This window comes from Cohnella rhizoplanae (genome assembly GCF_948329515.1).
GTDB classification, from domain to species: Bacteria; Bacillota; Bacilli; order Paenibacillales; family Paenibacillaceae; genus Cohnella; species Cohnella rhizoplanae.
Genome location: NZ_CAOJCN010000006.1, coordinates 13,731 through 28,116 on the forward strand (window position 1 = coordinate 13,731; position 14,386 = coordinate 28,116).

A 14,386-nucleotide genomic window follows, 5' to 3' on the forward strand; every position below is an offset into this window, starting at 1 on the left:
AATCTTTAATTTGGCAGCATGGTAACATGGTATCGCTTTAACGTATTAAAGTAAAAGCGGCTTGGCCGCTCCATTATAGCGAGGTGTCTTCCCGTGTCCAAACCCAAAGGCTTCGAAAAGCCGACCGGCGTCAAGGACTATCTGCCCCATGCGGTCGCGAAGCTGCGGCGGATCGAGCATGAAGTGCTGGCGTGCATGCGAGGCTGGGGTTATGAGCAGATCTTGACCCCCACGATCGAATATTACGATACGGTAGGCGTCGCGAGCGCGACCTCGGACCAGAAGCTGTTCAAGCTGCTCAATCAGCGGGGCACGACCATCGTGCTGCGCTCCGACGTTACGGCGCCGATCGCGCGCGTCGCTTCTTCGCTGCTCAAGGAACAGCCGTTCCCGCTGCGGCTCAGCTACCATGCGAACGTGTTCCGCGCCTTCGAGGAGGAGGCCGGCCGCGAAGCCGAGTTCTTCCAGACCGGCGTCGAATTGATCGGCGATCCGTCGCCCGAGGCCGACGCGGAGGTGATCGCGCTCGCGATCGCCTCGCTGAAGGCGGCCGGCGTGCCCGCGTTCAAGATGGCGGTCGGACACGTGGGCTTCCTGAACGGGCTGTTCGGCGATACGCTGCCCGGCCGTACGGAGGCGCAGGAGCGCCTTAAGGATTGTCTGCTGCAGCGCGACTATGTAGGCTACCGGGCGGTGCTCCGGGAGCTGCGCCTCGAGGAGCCCGTGCTTGGCGAGCTCGAGGGGCTGCTGAGGTTGCGCGGCGGACAAGAAGTGTGCGACCAGGCGCTGCAGCTTCGCGTGAGCGAAGGCGCGCGGGAGGCGATCCGCCATCTATGCGAGATGTGGGACGTGCTCGGCGCATACGGCGTGCAGGAGCATGTGCTGATCGACCTGACGATGATCGGCGACTTTTCCTATTATACGGGGATGACGTTCGAGGGCTACGCCTCGCAGCTCGGATTCCCGGTATGCAGCGGAGGGCGGTACGACAATCTGCTCGCGCAGTTCGGCCGGCCGGCGCCCGCGACGGGCTTCGCGCTGAAGACAACGCGCATGCTCGAGGTCGCGCAGGTCGGGCAGGAAGCGCAGGTCCGCGCGCTGATCCGGTACGCGCCGGGCCGCAGGCGGGAAGCGTTGGAGGCCGCGACAGAACTGCGCGCCGAGGGATTGGCGGTCGTGACCGAGGTCATCGGGCAGATCGGCAGCGGGGACTTGGAGACCGCGAACGAAGGAAGGGCGGAGTCGAAGACCGGGCGTTATGCGCATCGGGGCGCCGCTTACGACAGGGTGATCACGCTCGACGGCGGAGAAGGAGGGGACCCGGCATGACGGACGGCGGTTCGGTACTTAAGGTCGCGATGCCCAAGGGGCGCATCTACAAGCAGGCGAGCAGGCTGTTCAGGCAGGCGGGTCTGCCGATTCCCGAGGACTTCGACGACTCCCGGCGGCTCATCATACCGGTCCCGGAGGCGAACATGGAGTTCATCATGGCAAAGCCCGTGGACGTGCCGACTTACGTGGAATACGGCGTGGCGGATATCGGCATCGTCGGCAAGGACGTGCTGATGGAGGAGAACAAGGACGTCTACGAGCTGCTCGACCTGGGCATCGCCAGATGCCGGATGTCGGTCATCGGTCTGCCGGACTGGGAGCCGGTCATCCATCCGCGCGTGGCGACCAAGTATCCGAGGGTGGCGTCGCAGTACTTCCGCGAGCGCGGACAGCAGGTGGAGGTCATCAAGCTTAATGGCTCGATCGAGCTGGCGCCGCTCATCGGCCTGGCCGATCGGATCGTGGATATGGTCGAAACGGGCAAGACGCTGCAGGAGAACGGACTCGTCGAGATGGAGTCGCTGTTCCAGGTGACGAGCAGGCTGATCGCGAACCGCGTCAGCTACCGGTTGCAGAACGCGGCCATCCAGGCGCTGTGCGACCGGCTGTCCGATACGCTGGCGGCCGCGCAGGCTTAAGCCGGAGAACGGACGCGCTATTACTCATTCAACGGCAGGGAGGAAAAGCCATGTACAAAGGACCTGCGAGCGGCTTCAAGCTGGAGCGCGAGAGCGACTACGGCTCTCCGGAGCAAAACGCGGCCGTGGCCGAGATCGTGAAGGCCGTCCGTGCGGAAGGGGACGCTGCGCTGCTGCGGTATACCGAGACGTTCGACCGCGTGCGGCTGGATGCGTCGCAATTGCGCGTGACGGAGTCGGAGATCCAATCCGCATACGATCGCGTCGAGCCTGAATTTCTGGACGCGCTCCGCCGCGCGGCGGCGAACGTGACGGCCTTCCACGAGAAGCAGAAGCGGCAGTCGTGGATCGACGTGCAGCCGGACGGCACGATGCTCGGCATGTCGCTGCGCCCGCTCGCGCGGGTAGGCTTGTACGTACCGGGCGGCAAGGCCGCTTATCCGTCGTCGGTGCTCATGAACGTGCTGCCCGCCAAAGTAGCGGGCGTGCCGCAGATCGCCATGGTGACGCCGCCGGCGACCGGCGGGCGCGAAGGTATCGACCCGTATATTCTCGTGGCCGCCGCCGAGGCGGGCGTCACCGAGATGTACCGGGTCGGAGGCGCGCAGGCCGTGGCCGCGCTGGCCTACGGCACGGAGAGCATCCCCGCCGTGGACAAGATCTGCGGTCCCGGCAATATCTACGTGGCGCTGGCGAAGCGCGCCGTATTCGGCGCCGTCGACATCGACAGCATCGCCGGGCCGAGCGAGATCGTCGTGCTGGCCGACGAGAGCGCGGATGCGCGCTTCGTCGCCGCCGACATGCTGTCGCAGGCGGAGCACGACGAGATGGCGTCGGCGATGCTCGTGACGCCGTCGGAGCGGCTCGCGCGCGAGGTCGAGGCGGAGCTCGCGCGGCAGGTCGCGACGCTGCCGCGGCGCGAGATCGCCGAGCGGTCGCTCGCCGATTACGGCGCGATCCTGACGGTCGCGGATCTCGCGGAGGGCATCGACGTCGTGAACAAGCTGGCGCCGGAGCACCTGGAGATCATGACCGCGGACCCGCTCGATCTGCTGGGACGGATCGAGAACGCGGGCGCAATCTTCCTAGGTCCGTACAGCTCGGAGCCCGTCGGGGATTATTTTGCCGGACCGAATCACATCCTGCCTACAAACGGCACGGCCAGGTTCTCGTCGCCGCTGAACGTGGACGACTTCGTCAAGAAGTCGAGCCTGATCCGGTACAGCCGGGAGGCGCTGCGCCGCGACGCGGCAGGCATCGCCTCGCTGGCGCGGCACGAAGGCTTGGAAGCCCATGCAAGAGCGGTAGAAATTCGCTTCAAGGAAGGCGGAGATCAATAGATGGCACAGGACAACAATAATGCGGCTGCGGCCGGCGTTAGGCGCTCGGAGGTCGCGCGCACGACGAACGAGACGGACATTAAGCTGGCGTTCGGCGTGGACGGCACCGGCGAGGTGAACCTCGAGACGGACGTTCCATTTCTCAACCATATGCTCGACCTGTTCGCCAAGCACGGCCAGTTCGACCTGAAGGTCGAGGCCCGCGGGGACGTGGACATCGACGACCACCATACGGTGGAGGACATCGGCATCTGCCTCGGGCAGACGCTGCGGGAAGCGCTCGGCGACAAAGCCGGCATCAAGCGCTATGCCAGCGTGTTCGTGCCGATGGACGAAGCGCTCGCGCAGGTCATCGTCGACGTGAGCAACCGGCCGCACTTCGAGTACCGCGCGGAGTACCCGTCGCCGACGGTAGGCAGCTTCAGCACGGAGCTCGTGCATGAATTCCTGTGGAAGCTGGCGCTGGAGTCGCGGATCACGCTGCACGTCATCGTCCACTACGGCAAAAATACGCACCATATGATCGAGGCAGTGTTCAAGGCGCTGGGACGCGCGCTGGACGAAGCGACGCAGATCGACCCGCGCGTGAAGGGCGTGCCGTCGACGAAGGGAGTGCTGTAGGATGATCGCGATCGTCGACTACGGCATGGGCAACCTGCACAGCGTCAGCAAGGCCGTCGAGCGGCTTGGCCGAGAGGCGCGGGTGACGTCTTCGCGGGAGGAGATCCTCGCGGCGGACGGCGTTATCTTACCGGGCGTCGGCGCTTTCGGCGACGCGATGCGCAACCTGCGGGAGACCGGGCTGGACGCGGTCGTCCGCGAGTCGGCGGCCGCGGGCCAGCCGCTGCTGGGCATCTGTCTGGGCATGCAGCTGCTGTTCGCGGAGAGCGAGGAGCACGGCACGCACGAAGGGCTCGGTCTGCTGCCGGGCCGGGTCGTGCGGTTCCGAGGCGACTATAAGGTGCCGCATATGGGCTGGAACGAGCTGAACTTTGAGCAGCCGTCGCATCCGTTGTTCGAGGGGCTGGCGCCGGGACACGTGTACTTCGTGCACTCGTACCACGCGCTGCCGGAGCGGCGGGAGGACCTGCTGGCGACGGCGGACTATCATCAGCCGGTGACGGCGATCGTCGGGCGAGACAACGTGAGCGGCATGCAGTTCCATCCGGAGAAAAGCGGCGATCTCGGCGTGTCGCTGCTGCGCCGGTTCGTGGAGACGGCCGAAGGCGGGAAGGCCTAAGCGGGCACCTCCGATGGAGCGGCTGAAGCTGCTGGTAGGGTGCTGTAGGCGCAAAAAGTGAGCTTACAGCTGCCCGAGGTGCTCGCTTGGATGCTGCAAGCGCAAAATGTGAGCTTACCGCAGGCAAAGGTGCTCGCTAGGATGCTGAAAGCGCAAAATGTGAGCTTACAGCGACCAGAGGAGCTTACTTGGATGCTGTAGGCGCAAAAAGTGAGCTTACAGCGACCAGCGGTGCGCGCTCGGATGCTGCAAGCGCAAAATGTAAGCCTACAGCGTCCAAAATTGCGGCTTTGCGGGTGCTGCGTTCTTGCTCGAGCGACGCAACAATAGGAACGTTAACAAGTTGGAGGTCATATCCTTTGTCCAAGTTCATCATCTACCCGGCCATCGACATCCGGGGCGGCAAGGCCGTCCGGTTGGTCCAGGGCGATTATAACCGCGAGACGGTATACAACGACGACCCGGTGTCCGCGGCCAAGGATTGGGAGGCGCAAGGCGGCGAGTGGGTGCATCTCGTCGATCTCGACGGCGCGAAGGCCGGTCATCCGGTGAACGACGAGCTGATCGGCCGGATCGCGCGCGCCGTGCAGGTACCCGTGCAGGTAGGCGGAGGTCTCCGCACGGAGGCGGACGTGGAGCGGCTGCTGTCGCTCGGCGTTTCCCGCGTGATCCTGGGGACGGCGGCGATCGAGGACCGCGCCTTCGTAGCCAAGGTGCTTGCGAAGCACGGCGGCAAGGTGGCGATCGGCATCGACGCCCGCGACGGCTACGTCGCGACGCGCGGCTGGCTCGAGACGTCGCAGGTGCGCGCCGAGGATCTGGCGAGAGAGCTCGCGGCCGAAGGCGCGGAGACGTTCATCTTCACGGACATCTCGCGCGACGGCATGATGGGGGGCCCGAACGTCGAGGCGATCGTACGCTTGGCGCAGGTATCCGGCCGTACGGTCATCGCTTCCGGCGGCGTCAGCAAGCCGGAGGATCTGGCCAACCTGTCGAAGCATGCGGCGGACGGCGTCGGCGGCGCGATCGTCGGCAAGGCGCTGTACACGGGCAGCATCTCGCTGACCGAGGCAGTCGCGGCGTACAAGTAAAGACGAAGCGGCCGCCGCGGGCGGACCGCAACCGAATAACTGCATGACTGCAGCGCATCGCAAACGCGGGGCGGCCCGGCAGAAGTGACTTCGCGCACGGACGCTCCGCGGACAGGAGGCAAGCTTATGCTGGCAAAGCGCATTATTCCCTGCCTCGACGTGAAGGAGGGGCGGGTCGTCAAGGGCGTCAACTTCGTCAATCTGCGCGACGCAGGGGATCCGGTCGAGCTGGCCGAGATCTACGACCGCGAAGGCGCCGACGAGCTGGTGTTCCTCGATATCTCGGCATCGGTCGAGGGCCGCGCCACGATGGTCGACGTCGTGCGCAGGACGGCCGGCGAGATCACGATTCCGTTCACGGTGGGCGGCGGCATCTCCACGGTCGACGACATGAAGCGGCTGCTGCGCGCGGGCGCGGACAAGATCGGGATCAACACGGCGGCGATCCGCAATCCCCAGCTGATCTCGGACGGCTCGCGCGTGTTCGGCGCGCAGTGCATCGTCGTCGCCATCGACGCGAAGTACAACGCCGAGTGGGGCGAATGGGAGATCTATACGCACGGCGGCCGCAATCCGACGGGCATCCGGGCGATCGCCTGGGCGCAGGAGGCCGAGCGGCGCGGGGCGGGCGAGCTGCTCCTGACGAGCATGGACGCGGATGGCACCAAGGACGGCTTCGACAACGCGCTGACCCGCGCCGTGTCGGACGGCGTCGGCATCCCCGTGATCGCCTCCGGCGGCGCGGGCAACGCTGCGCACTTCGCGGACGCCTTCTCGGAAGGGCATGCGGACGCGGCGCTCGCGGCGAGTATTTTCCACTACAAAGAAGTGACGATCCGCGAGGTCAAGGACGCGCTGCGGAGCCAAGGAGTGAACGTGAGATGAGCGAGACGCTGACGGATTCGATCAAGTGGGACGCGGACGGCCTGGTGCCTGCGATCGTGCAGGACGCGGTCAGCAAGGAAGTCCTGATGATGGCCTATATGAACAAGGAATCTCTGGCATTGACGCTGGAAAAAGGAGAGACGGTGTTCTGGAGCCGGTCCAGGCAGGAGCTGTGGCACAAGGGCGCGACGAGCGGCCATACGCAAAAGGTCGTGTCGCTGCGCTACGATTGCGACGGCGACACGCTGCTGGTGCAGGCGATCCCGAACGGTCCGGCCTGCCATACCGGCAGCTACAGCTGCTTCTACCGGGACGCGTCGGGCGAGCTGCCGCAGGATTCCCTGCCCGCGGCCGACCGCTTCGCGCCGCTCTCCGAACTGGAGTCTACGATCGCGAAGCGCCACGCCGAGCGGCCCGAGGGTTCCTATACGACCTATCTGTTCGACAAGGGTCTGGACAAGATCCTGAAGAAGATCGGCGAGGAGACCGCGGAGGTTATCATCGGCGCCAAGAATCACGACCGGGCTGAGACGCGCGCGGAAGCCGCCGACCTCATTTTCCATCTGATGGTCCTGCTGCGCGAAGAAGGCATCCCGCTCGACGACGTGCTGGCGGAGCTCGAGTTCCGCCATCGCAAGCCGACCAAAAAAAACTGACCGGCTGTAGGCCGCAGGTCTTCGGCGCGCCGCGAGGCGGCGGGAGGCCGGCGGCTTATTCGCGCTGCCGGACCGATTGGACCGCGATCCGGCGCAAGATGCGCCAAAAGTGGCGAAAATGTGCCAAATGACGCTATTTACCGGTCGATATATGACAGAGAACCCTTTGGCTATCGGATCGGCGTCATGTATAATAGAGGGGATAAAGCGGCGATGCCGCTAGTGAATATTCTTGGAGGCGCACAATGTACAGCAGCAAGCTTCGTATTTTTTCCGGATCGTCGAATCCCGTGCTGGCGGAGAAGATCGCCGAGCAGCTCGGGCTGCCGCTAGGCAAGATTACGCTGTCTCGCTTCAAGAGCGGCGAGGTGTACGTGCACTACGAGGAGACCATCCGCAACTGCGACGTATTTCTAGTGCAATCTTTGTCACATCCGATCAATGACTTCTTCGTAGAGCTGCTGATCATGATCGACGCGGCCAAGCGGGCATCGGCGCGTACGATCAACATTGTGCTCCCTTACTACGGATATGCCCGCCAAGAGCGCAAGGCCGCGCCGCGCGAACCGATCTCCGCGAAGATGGTCGCGGACGTGCTGACGACGGTCGGCGCGACCCGGATCGTCACGATCGACCTTCACGCGCCCGCGATCCAAGGCTTCTTCAACATCCCGGTCGACCACTTGACCGCGCTGGATCTGATCAGCGATTACCTGCGGGCGAAGAACATCCGCAACCCGGTCATCGTCTCTCCGGACGCCGGACGAGCCTCCACCGCGGAGAAGCTGGCCAACCAGCTCGATTCTCCGTTCGCGATCATGATCAAGAAGCGTCCCGCGCACAACGAGTCGGTCATCACGCACGTCATCGGCGAGGTCGAGGGCTACACGCCGATCATCATCGAGGACATGATCGACACCGGGACGACGATCGTGAACGTCGTCGAGGGCCTTAAGGAACGCGGCTCCGAGGACGTATACGTCTGCGCGACGCATCCGCTGTTCTCGGGCAGCGCCCTGCAGAAGCTCGATCATCCGAGCATCCGCGAGGTCGTCGTGACCGATTCGATCCTGCTGCCGAACGATCGCTCCGACCGCTTCAAGGTGCTGTCCGTAGCGCCGATGTTGGCCGAAGCGACCCGCATCATTACCGAGGGCGGATCGATCAGCACGCTGTTCAAGACGGCCGGCGTATAAGCCGGCCCGGTAGGCGCGGCACTCTGCGCGATTTGCGCGGGGCGCCGCGTTTTTGTTTGCCCGCCTTGGTTTGGCCGTCGCAAGCGGGAAGTCGTCTAGCGGCACGCCCGGGCGGTCCTTTTTATTTGATGGATGCCCTTGCTGTGTTATAATCGGTGTAACATGATCCGGTCCGGCCGAGGACCGGCGTTCCGCCCGATATGGCGGCTGGGAAGCAATGTCCGGAAGCTATGAATTCAACCAATATAATACCGGGGGGAGGTGCCTTGACGATGAATCCGCGCAAGCGAATGGTCGCCGGCCGCCGCACCAAAGTCATCCCGTTGTCGCTGGACGCGACGTTTTTCTTTGAGCGCGCCGTCCAGTCGCTGGATCGCTATCATTACGACAAGGCGCTGAAGTATTTCCGCCGGGCCGTCGAATACGAGCCGGAGAATCCGGTGAACCATTGCAATATGGCCGGCATCCTGTCGGAGATGGGCCGCTACGAGGAGTCCAACGATATCCTGCGTTCGGTGCTCGACCGCATCGATCCGGGCATGACGGAGTGCCATTACTATCTGGCGAACAACTACGCCAACATGGAGCTGTACGAGGCGGCCGAGGAATCGCTCGTCACCTATCTGGAGAACGATCCTGAGGGCCAGTTCCTCGACGAGGCGGACGAATTGCTCGACCTGCTCGTCTACGAGCTGAAGCGCCCGACCAAGCTGTCCACGATCAAGGCCAAGGAGAGTCTCTACGAGCACGACAAGGCGAGGGAGCTGCTGGAGGCGGGGCGCTTCTCCGAGGCGGTGCGGCTGCTGGAGGACATTCTGGTCAAAAAGCCGGACTTTCTCGCCGCGCGCAACAATCTCGGACTCGCATACTACTACATGGGTCTGTTCGACAAATCGGTGCAGACGATCGGCGAGGTGCTGAAGGCGGAGCCCGGCAATCTCCACGCGCTGTGCAATCTCGCGATTTTCTATCAGCACGTGAACCGGCGCGAGGATCTCGAGGCGCTGCTGAGCCTGCTCAAGAAGACGATCCCGATCCATCCCGAGCACGTGTTCAAGCTCGGCACGACGATGGGGATCGTAGGCGAGCATCGCGAAGCCTACATTCACTTCACCCGCCTGCTCCGCAAGGGCGAGCTGTCCGCGGAGCCCAGCCTGCATCACTTCGCGGCGGTCGCCTCCGCGAACATCGGACGCTACGACGAGGCCGAGCGGCATTGGCTGCAGGCCAAGCGCCTGGACGCTTCGCCTGCGGTCGCCGATTTCTATTTGGGCAAATTGGCTAAGGTAAGGGAGGGCGAAGCGAGCCCGCCGACCCAGTACCATTACCATATGCCGTTCGACGAGCAGTTCCGCGAGTGGGAGAAGCACCCCGAGCGCATCTCGGAGACGCTGAAGAAGGACCCGCTCGTGCGTTCCTCCTTCTTCTGGGCGCTGCGCCACGGAGACCGCCGCACGAAGATGCAGGTCATCCAGGCTCTGGGCCTGGTCGCGGACGAAGAGGTCATCGAGGCGCTGAAGGCATTTCTCGTCGACGCGGAGGAAGAGGACGATCTCAAGCGCGTGGCCGTGCTCGTGCTGCGGTCGATCGGCGTGGAGGACGCGCTCGCCGTCGTCTTCGACGGCCGGTCGCTGCAGCTGGACGCAAGGCGCAGGTCCGCCAGGCTGCCCGTGTGGGACAGCGATTGGCAGGGCGTGCTGGAGCAGGCGATGGAGCGGATGGCCGGACGGTACGACGTCGTCCAGCAGCACGACATGATGACGCTCTGGGTCGACTATCTTTCCCGCGTATACCCCGACGTGCCCAAGTTGCGCAACGCCCAGGGGTGGGCCGCGGCGCTTGAATATTGGACGGCGAAAATGCACCGCAGGAGCATTACATACGCCGAGTTGATGGACGTATATGGCGCTTCGCAGGCGAGCATCAGCCGCTACGCGGGCCGGATCGACGAGGCTTGCGGCATCCGCGAGAAGCTGAAGCTGACGAACCGTTCCTTTCAGGAGGGGACCTAGGCAAGACGAGGTTCAGTACAATCGAATTTTTTACAGGCCGAGGAGGACCAGACGCATGACCATCTACAAGAGCATCGTAATCGGAACAGGACCGGCGGGCCTCACGGCCGCCATCTATCTGGCGCGCGCGAACATGAACCCGCTCGTCATCGAAGGACCGGAGCCCGGCGGACAGCTGACCACGACGACCGAGGTCGAGAACTTCCCCGGCTTCCCCGAGGGCATCATGGGCCCCGAGCTCATGACGAACATGCGCAAGCAGGCGGAGCGTTTCGGCGCGCAGTTCCGCACGGGCTGGATTAACTCGGTCGAGCTCGGCGAGCGGCCGTTCACGCTGAATCTCGAGGGCGGCGAGACGCTGAAGGCGGAGAGCCTGATCATCTCTACCGGCGCCTCGGCCAAGTACCTGGGCATCTCCGGCGAGAAGGAGAACGTCGGGCGCGGCGTCAGCACTTGCGCGACCTGCGACGGCTTCTTTTTCCGCAACAAGAAGATCATCGTCGTCGGCGGCGGCGACTCCGCGATGGAGGAAGCGAACTTCCTGACGCGCTTCGCCTCCGAGCTCACGCTGGTCCACAGACGCGGCGAGCTCCGCGCCTCGAAGATCATGCAGGATCGCGCGCGGGAAAATCCGAAGATCGACTGGGGCCTCAACAAGACGCCGCTCGAGGTCGTCGCGGGTCCGCTGGGCGTCACCGGCCTGAAGGTACGGGACAACGAGTCGGGCGAAGAAGAAGTGCTGCCGACGGACGGCGTGTTCATCGCCATCGGCCACACGCCGAACACCAAGTTCCTCGGCGGTCAGGTCGAGACCGACGAGAACGGCTATATCGTCACGAAGCCGGACTCCTCCGAGACCAATATCCCGGGCGTGTTCGCTTGCGGCGACGTGCAGGACACGAAGTACCGCCAGGCGATCACCGCCGCGGGGAGCGGCTGCATGGCCGCCCTCGACTGCGAGAAATATCTCGAGGGCCACATGGTTCACGACTGGAGTCAGACGCTGGGTTGATCGGCAGGCATGAGCGCGCCGGCTAAGAGGCCGGCGCTTCTCGCGCGAGGACTTATCCAATACTTTCAAGAGGTGTCTAACACTATGTCTCAATTGCTATACGTTGGCGTCGATCTGGGCGGCACGACGATCAAGATCGGTCTATGCAACAGCCTCGGCGAGCTGCTGCGCACCTATGAAGGGCCGACCGAGACGGAACTCGGCACCGACCGCATCCTGGACAATATCGCGGCATACGTGCACTCGCTCGTGCCTCCGGGCACGCCGGAGTGGGAGCAGGTTCACGGCGTCGGCATCGGGATCGCGGGCTTCCTCGACATTCCGGGCGGCATCATCAAGTTTTCCGCGAACCTGCCTTTCCGCCAGGTGCCGGTCAGGCATATTATGGAGGAGAAGCTCGGCAAGCCGGTCAAGATCAACAATGACGCCAACGTAGCCGCGCTGGGCGAAGTGTGGGGCGGCGCCGGCCGCGGCGTGCAGAACTGCGTGTGCTACACGCTCGGCACGGGCGTCGGCGGCGGCCTCATCGTGAACGGCCGGCTGGTCGAGGGGTTCAGCGGCATGGCGGGCGAGCTGGGCCATATCTCCATCGTCCCCGATCTGGAAGCGATCCAGTGCGGCTGCGGACAGATGGGATGCCTCGAGACGGTATCGTCGGCGACCGGCATCATCCGCATGGCGAACGACGCCGTCGCGCGCGGCGACCGCACCTCGCTCTCCCTCGTCGACAAGATCATGGCCAAGGACGTGTTCGACGCCGCCAAGGCGGGCGACGAAGTGTCCCAGCGCATCGTGACGCGCGCGGCCTTCTACCTGGGCAAGTCCATGGCGGCTCTCGCGGTCATCGTGAATCCGCAGCGGTTCATCATCGGCGGCGGGGTGAGCAAGGCGGGCGAGTACTTGTTCGAGCAGATCCGCGAGACCTTCGAGAAGTTCTCGACGGACACCGCGAAGGAAGGCGTGGACATCGTCCCCGCCGAGCTGGGCAACAATGCGGGCGTCGTCGGCGCTGCCGGACTTTTCTTATACGCTTAAATCGCTGAGAGGCGCCTGCTTGTCCGGTCAACGGCGGTCAGGCGCTTCGCATTGGCTGGGGAGGGACCGCACGTGGACAATACGAGCACGATATCAAGGCCGACGCTGGTCATCATCACCGGCATGTCGGGCGCGGGCAAGACGATCGCGGTGCAGAGCATGGAGGATCTCGGCTTCTTCTGCGTCGATAACCTGCCGCCGGTACTGATCCCGAAGTTCGCCGAGCTGATCGATCAGTCCCAAGGCCGGATCGGCAAGGTCGCGCTCGTCATCGACCTTCGCGGCCGGGAGTTTTTTACGGCATTGTCGGAATCGCTGAACTATATTCGCGAGCACTATACGCTGCATTACGAGATTCTATTCTTGGACGCGACCGACTCGGTGCTCGTGCAGCGCTACAAGGAGACGCGCCGCCGGCATCCGCTCGCGCCGGAAGGCATGCCCCTCGAAGGTATCCACGCGGAGCGCAAACTGCTGGAGGACCTGAAGGGCTGGGCCACGCAGGTTATCGACACGAGCAACATTAAGCCGGGGCAGCTCAAGGATAAGATCGCCTCTCGCTTTACCGATCTCGACCGCAACTCGCTCGCCGTCAACGTCACGTCGTTCGGCTTCAAGTACGGCGTGCCGATCGACGCCGATCTGATTTTCGACGTGCGTTTCCTGCCGAATCCGCACTACGTCGAGAACCTGCGGCCCAAGACCGGGCAGGATGGCGAGGTCTACGACTACGTGATGAAGTGGCCGGAGACGCAGACCTTCCTCGCGAAGCTGCTCGACATGCTGCAGTATCTCATTCCGCTGTACCACAAGGAAGGCAAGAGCCAGGTCGTCATCGGCATCGGCTGCACGGGCGGCAAGCACCGTTCCGTGGCGATCGCCGAATACCTGGGCCGCATGCTGAGCGCGGGCGAGACCGAGGCGGTGCGCGTAGGCCATCGCGACGCGGAGAGAGACCGTCATGGCTAAGGCGGGGCAGGGCGCCAGGAAGCCCCGTATCGTCGTCATCGGAGGCGGTACGGGACTGTCGGTCATGCTGCGGGGACTGAAGCAAAAGCCGCTCGACATCACGGCGATCGTCACGGTGGCGGACGACGGAGGGAGCTCGGGCATTCTGCGGTCGGAGCTGCAGATGCCGCCGCCGGGCGACATCCGCAACGTGCTCACCGCGCTTGCCGACGCGGAGCCGCTCCTGGCCGACATGCTCTCCTACCGCTTTATGAACGGGGCGGGATTGGCAGGACACAGCTTGGGTAATCTGATATTGGCGGCGATGACGGATATATCCGGCGATTTTGTCGCAGGCGTGAGAGAGCTGAGCCGCGTGCTCGCCGTCCGGGGCCGCGTGCTCCCGGCCGCCAATCAGGCGATCCTGCTGAAGGCCGAGATGGCGGACGGCAGCTTCATCGAGGGCGAATCGCAGATTCCAAAGGCGGGAATCGCGATTAAGCGGGTATTCATCGAGCCGGCCGACGTCGAGCCGCTGGACGAAGCGGTCGAGGCGATCGTCTCCGCCGACGCGATCCTGATCGGCCCGGGCAGCCTGTATACGAGCATCATGCCGAACCTGCTCGTCCCCAAGCTGGCGGATGCGATTCTGAATTCGAATGCCGTCAAGATTTTCGTATGCAACGTGATGACGCAGCCGGGAGAGACCGACAACTACTCGGTCGGCGACCATCTGGACGCGATCCACGCGCATATCGGTCATCACTTATTCGATTACGTCATCGTGAACAACGGGGAGATTCCCCCGCAGGTGCACAGCATGTACGCGGAGCAGGGCTCGGCGGCCGTCCATCTCGACTTGGACGAGGTGGAGAGACGCGGTTACAAGGTGATCGCAGACCGCCTGGTGCTGTTCCGGACCTATCTGCGCCATGACGCCGCCAAGCTGAGTGAGCACATTTACCAGCTGGTGGAGGATTGGATGCTGAGGAAGGAGTGAG

At 64.0% G+C, this 14,386-nt stretch carries 14 protein-coding genes; all 14 read left to right on the plus strand.

The features are described 5' to 3' along the window. Positions 1-93 precede the first annotated feature (93 nt). The 14 genes from PQG80_RS11540 to PQG80_RS11605 all read left to right on the plus strand — a co-directional run bounded on the left by PQG80_RS11540 (position 94) and on the right by PQG80_RS11605 (position 14,385). Positions 94-1,329, plus strand: a complete 1,236-nt coding sequence (locus PQG80_RS11540; protein WP_271751478.1) for an ATP phosphoribosyltransferase regulatory subunit — start codon at positions 94-96, stop codon at positions 1,327-1,329. Further along, entirely contained in the window at positions 1,326-1,970 is a 645-nt protein-coding gene (gene hisG, locus PQG80_RS11545) for an ATP phosphoribosyltransferase (RefSeq protein WP_271751479.1), read from the plus strand. The genes PQG80_RS11540 and hisG overlap by 4 nt, the downstream gene beginning before the upstream one ends. 50 nt (positions 1,971-2,020) lie before the next feature. Continuing rightward, positions 2,021-3,310 carry a histidinol dehydrogenase gene (gene hisD, locus PQG80_RS11550; protein ID WP_271751480.1) on the plus strand — a complete coding sequence of 430 codons (1,290 nt, stop codon included), beginning with the start codon at positions 2,021-2,023 and terminating at the stop codon, positions 3,308-3,310. Next, the gene (gene hisB, locus PQG80_RS11555) at positions 3,311-3,931 is read left to right on the plus strand and encodes an imidazoleglycerol-phosphate dehydratase HisB (RefSeq protein WP_271751481.1); all 621 of its coding nucleotides are present in this window, start codon (positions 3,311-3,313) and stop codon (positions 3,929-3,931) included. It abuts the gene before it with no gap. Position 3,932: 1 nt separating this feature from the next. Next, positions 3,933-4,550 (plus strand): imidazole glycerol phosphate synthase subunit HisH, encoded by a 618-nt coding sequence (hisH, locus tag PQG80_RS11560; protein WP_271751482.1) that lies wholly within the window; start codon positions 3,933-3,935, stop codon positions 4,548-4,550. 359 nt (positions 4,551-4,909) lie between these two features. After that, positions 4,910-5,641: a 1-(5-phosphoribosyl)-5-[(5-phosphoribosylamino)methylideneamino]imidazole-4-carboxamide isomerase gene (gene hisA, locus PQG80_RS11565; RefSeq protein WP_271751483.1), complete on the plus strand. Its 732-nt coding sequence runs from the start codon at positions 4,910-4,912 to the stop codon at positions 5,639-5,641. Positions 5,642-5,767: 126 nt separating this feature from the next. Next, the gene (hisF, locus tag PQG80_RS11570) at positions 5,768-6,526 is read left to right on the plus strand and encodes an imidazole glycerol phosphate synthase subunit HisF (protein ID WP_271751484.1); all 759 of its coding nucleotides are present in this window, start codon (positions 5,768-5,770) and stop codon (positions 6,524-6,526) included. Beyond that, entirely contained in the window at positions 6,523-7,182 is a 660-nt protein-coding gene (hisIE, locus tag PQG80_RS11575; RefSeq protein WP_271751485.1) for a bifunctional phosphoribosyl-AMP cyclohydrolase/phosphoribosyl-ATP diphosphatase HisIE, read from the plus strand. Before hisF ends, hisIE begins: the two co-directional genes overlap by 4 nt. 245 nt (positions 7,183-7,427) lie before the next feature. Beyond that, a complete protein-coding gene (locus PQG80_RS11580) occupies positions 7,428-8,378 on the plus strand; it encodes a ribose-phosphate diphosphokinase (protein WP_090117084.1) in 951 nt (316 codons plus the stop codon). Between the two features lie 272 nt (positions 8,379-8,650). Next, complete coding sequence (locus tag PQG80_RS11585; RefSeq protein WP_271751488.1) at positions 8,651-10,390, plus strand: tetratricopeptide repeat protein; 1,740 nt, start codon at positions 8,651-8,653, stop codon at positions 10,388-10,390. Between the two features lie 61 nt (positions 10,391-10,451). After that, positions 10,452-11,402 (plus strand): thioredoxin-disulfide reductase, encoded by a 951-nt coding sequence (gene trxB / locus PQG80_RS11590; protein WP_271751743.1) that lies wholly within the window; start codon positions 10,452-10,454, stop codon positions 11,400-11,402. Between the two features lie 84 nt (positions 11,403-11,486). Then, a complete protein-coding gene (locus PQG80_RS11595) occupies positions 11,487-12,437 on the plus strand; it encodes an ROK family glucokinase (protein ID WP_271751490.1) in 951 nt (316 codons plus the stop codon). 72 nt (positions 12,438-12,509) lie between these two features. Beyond that, positions 12,510-13,406 carry an RNase adapter RapZ gene (rapZ, locus tag PQG80_RS11600; RefSeq protein ID WP_271751491.1) on the plus strand — a complete coding sequence of 299 codons (897 nt, stop codon included), beginning with the start codon at positions 12,510-12,512 and terminating at the stop codon, positions 13,404-13,406. After that, entirely contained in the window at positions 13,399-14,385 is a 987-nt protein-coding gene (locus PQG80_RS11605) for a gluconeogenesis factor YvcK family protein (RefSeq protein WP_271751493.1), read from the plus strand. The genes rapZ and PQG80_RS11605 overlap by 8 nt, the downstream gene beginning before the upstream one ends. The last annotated feature ends 1 nt before the right edge of the window (position 14,386 follow it).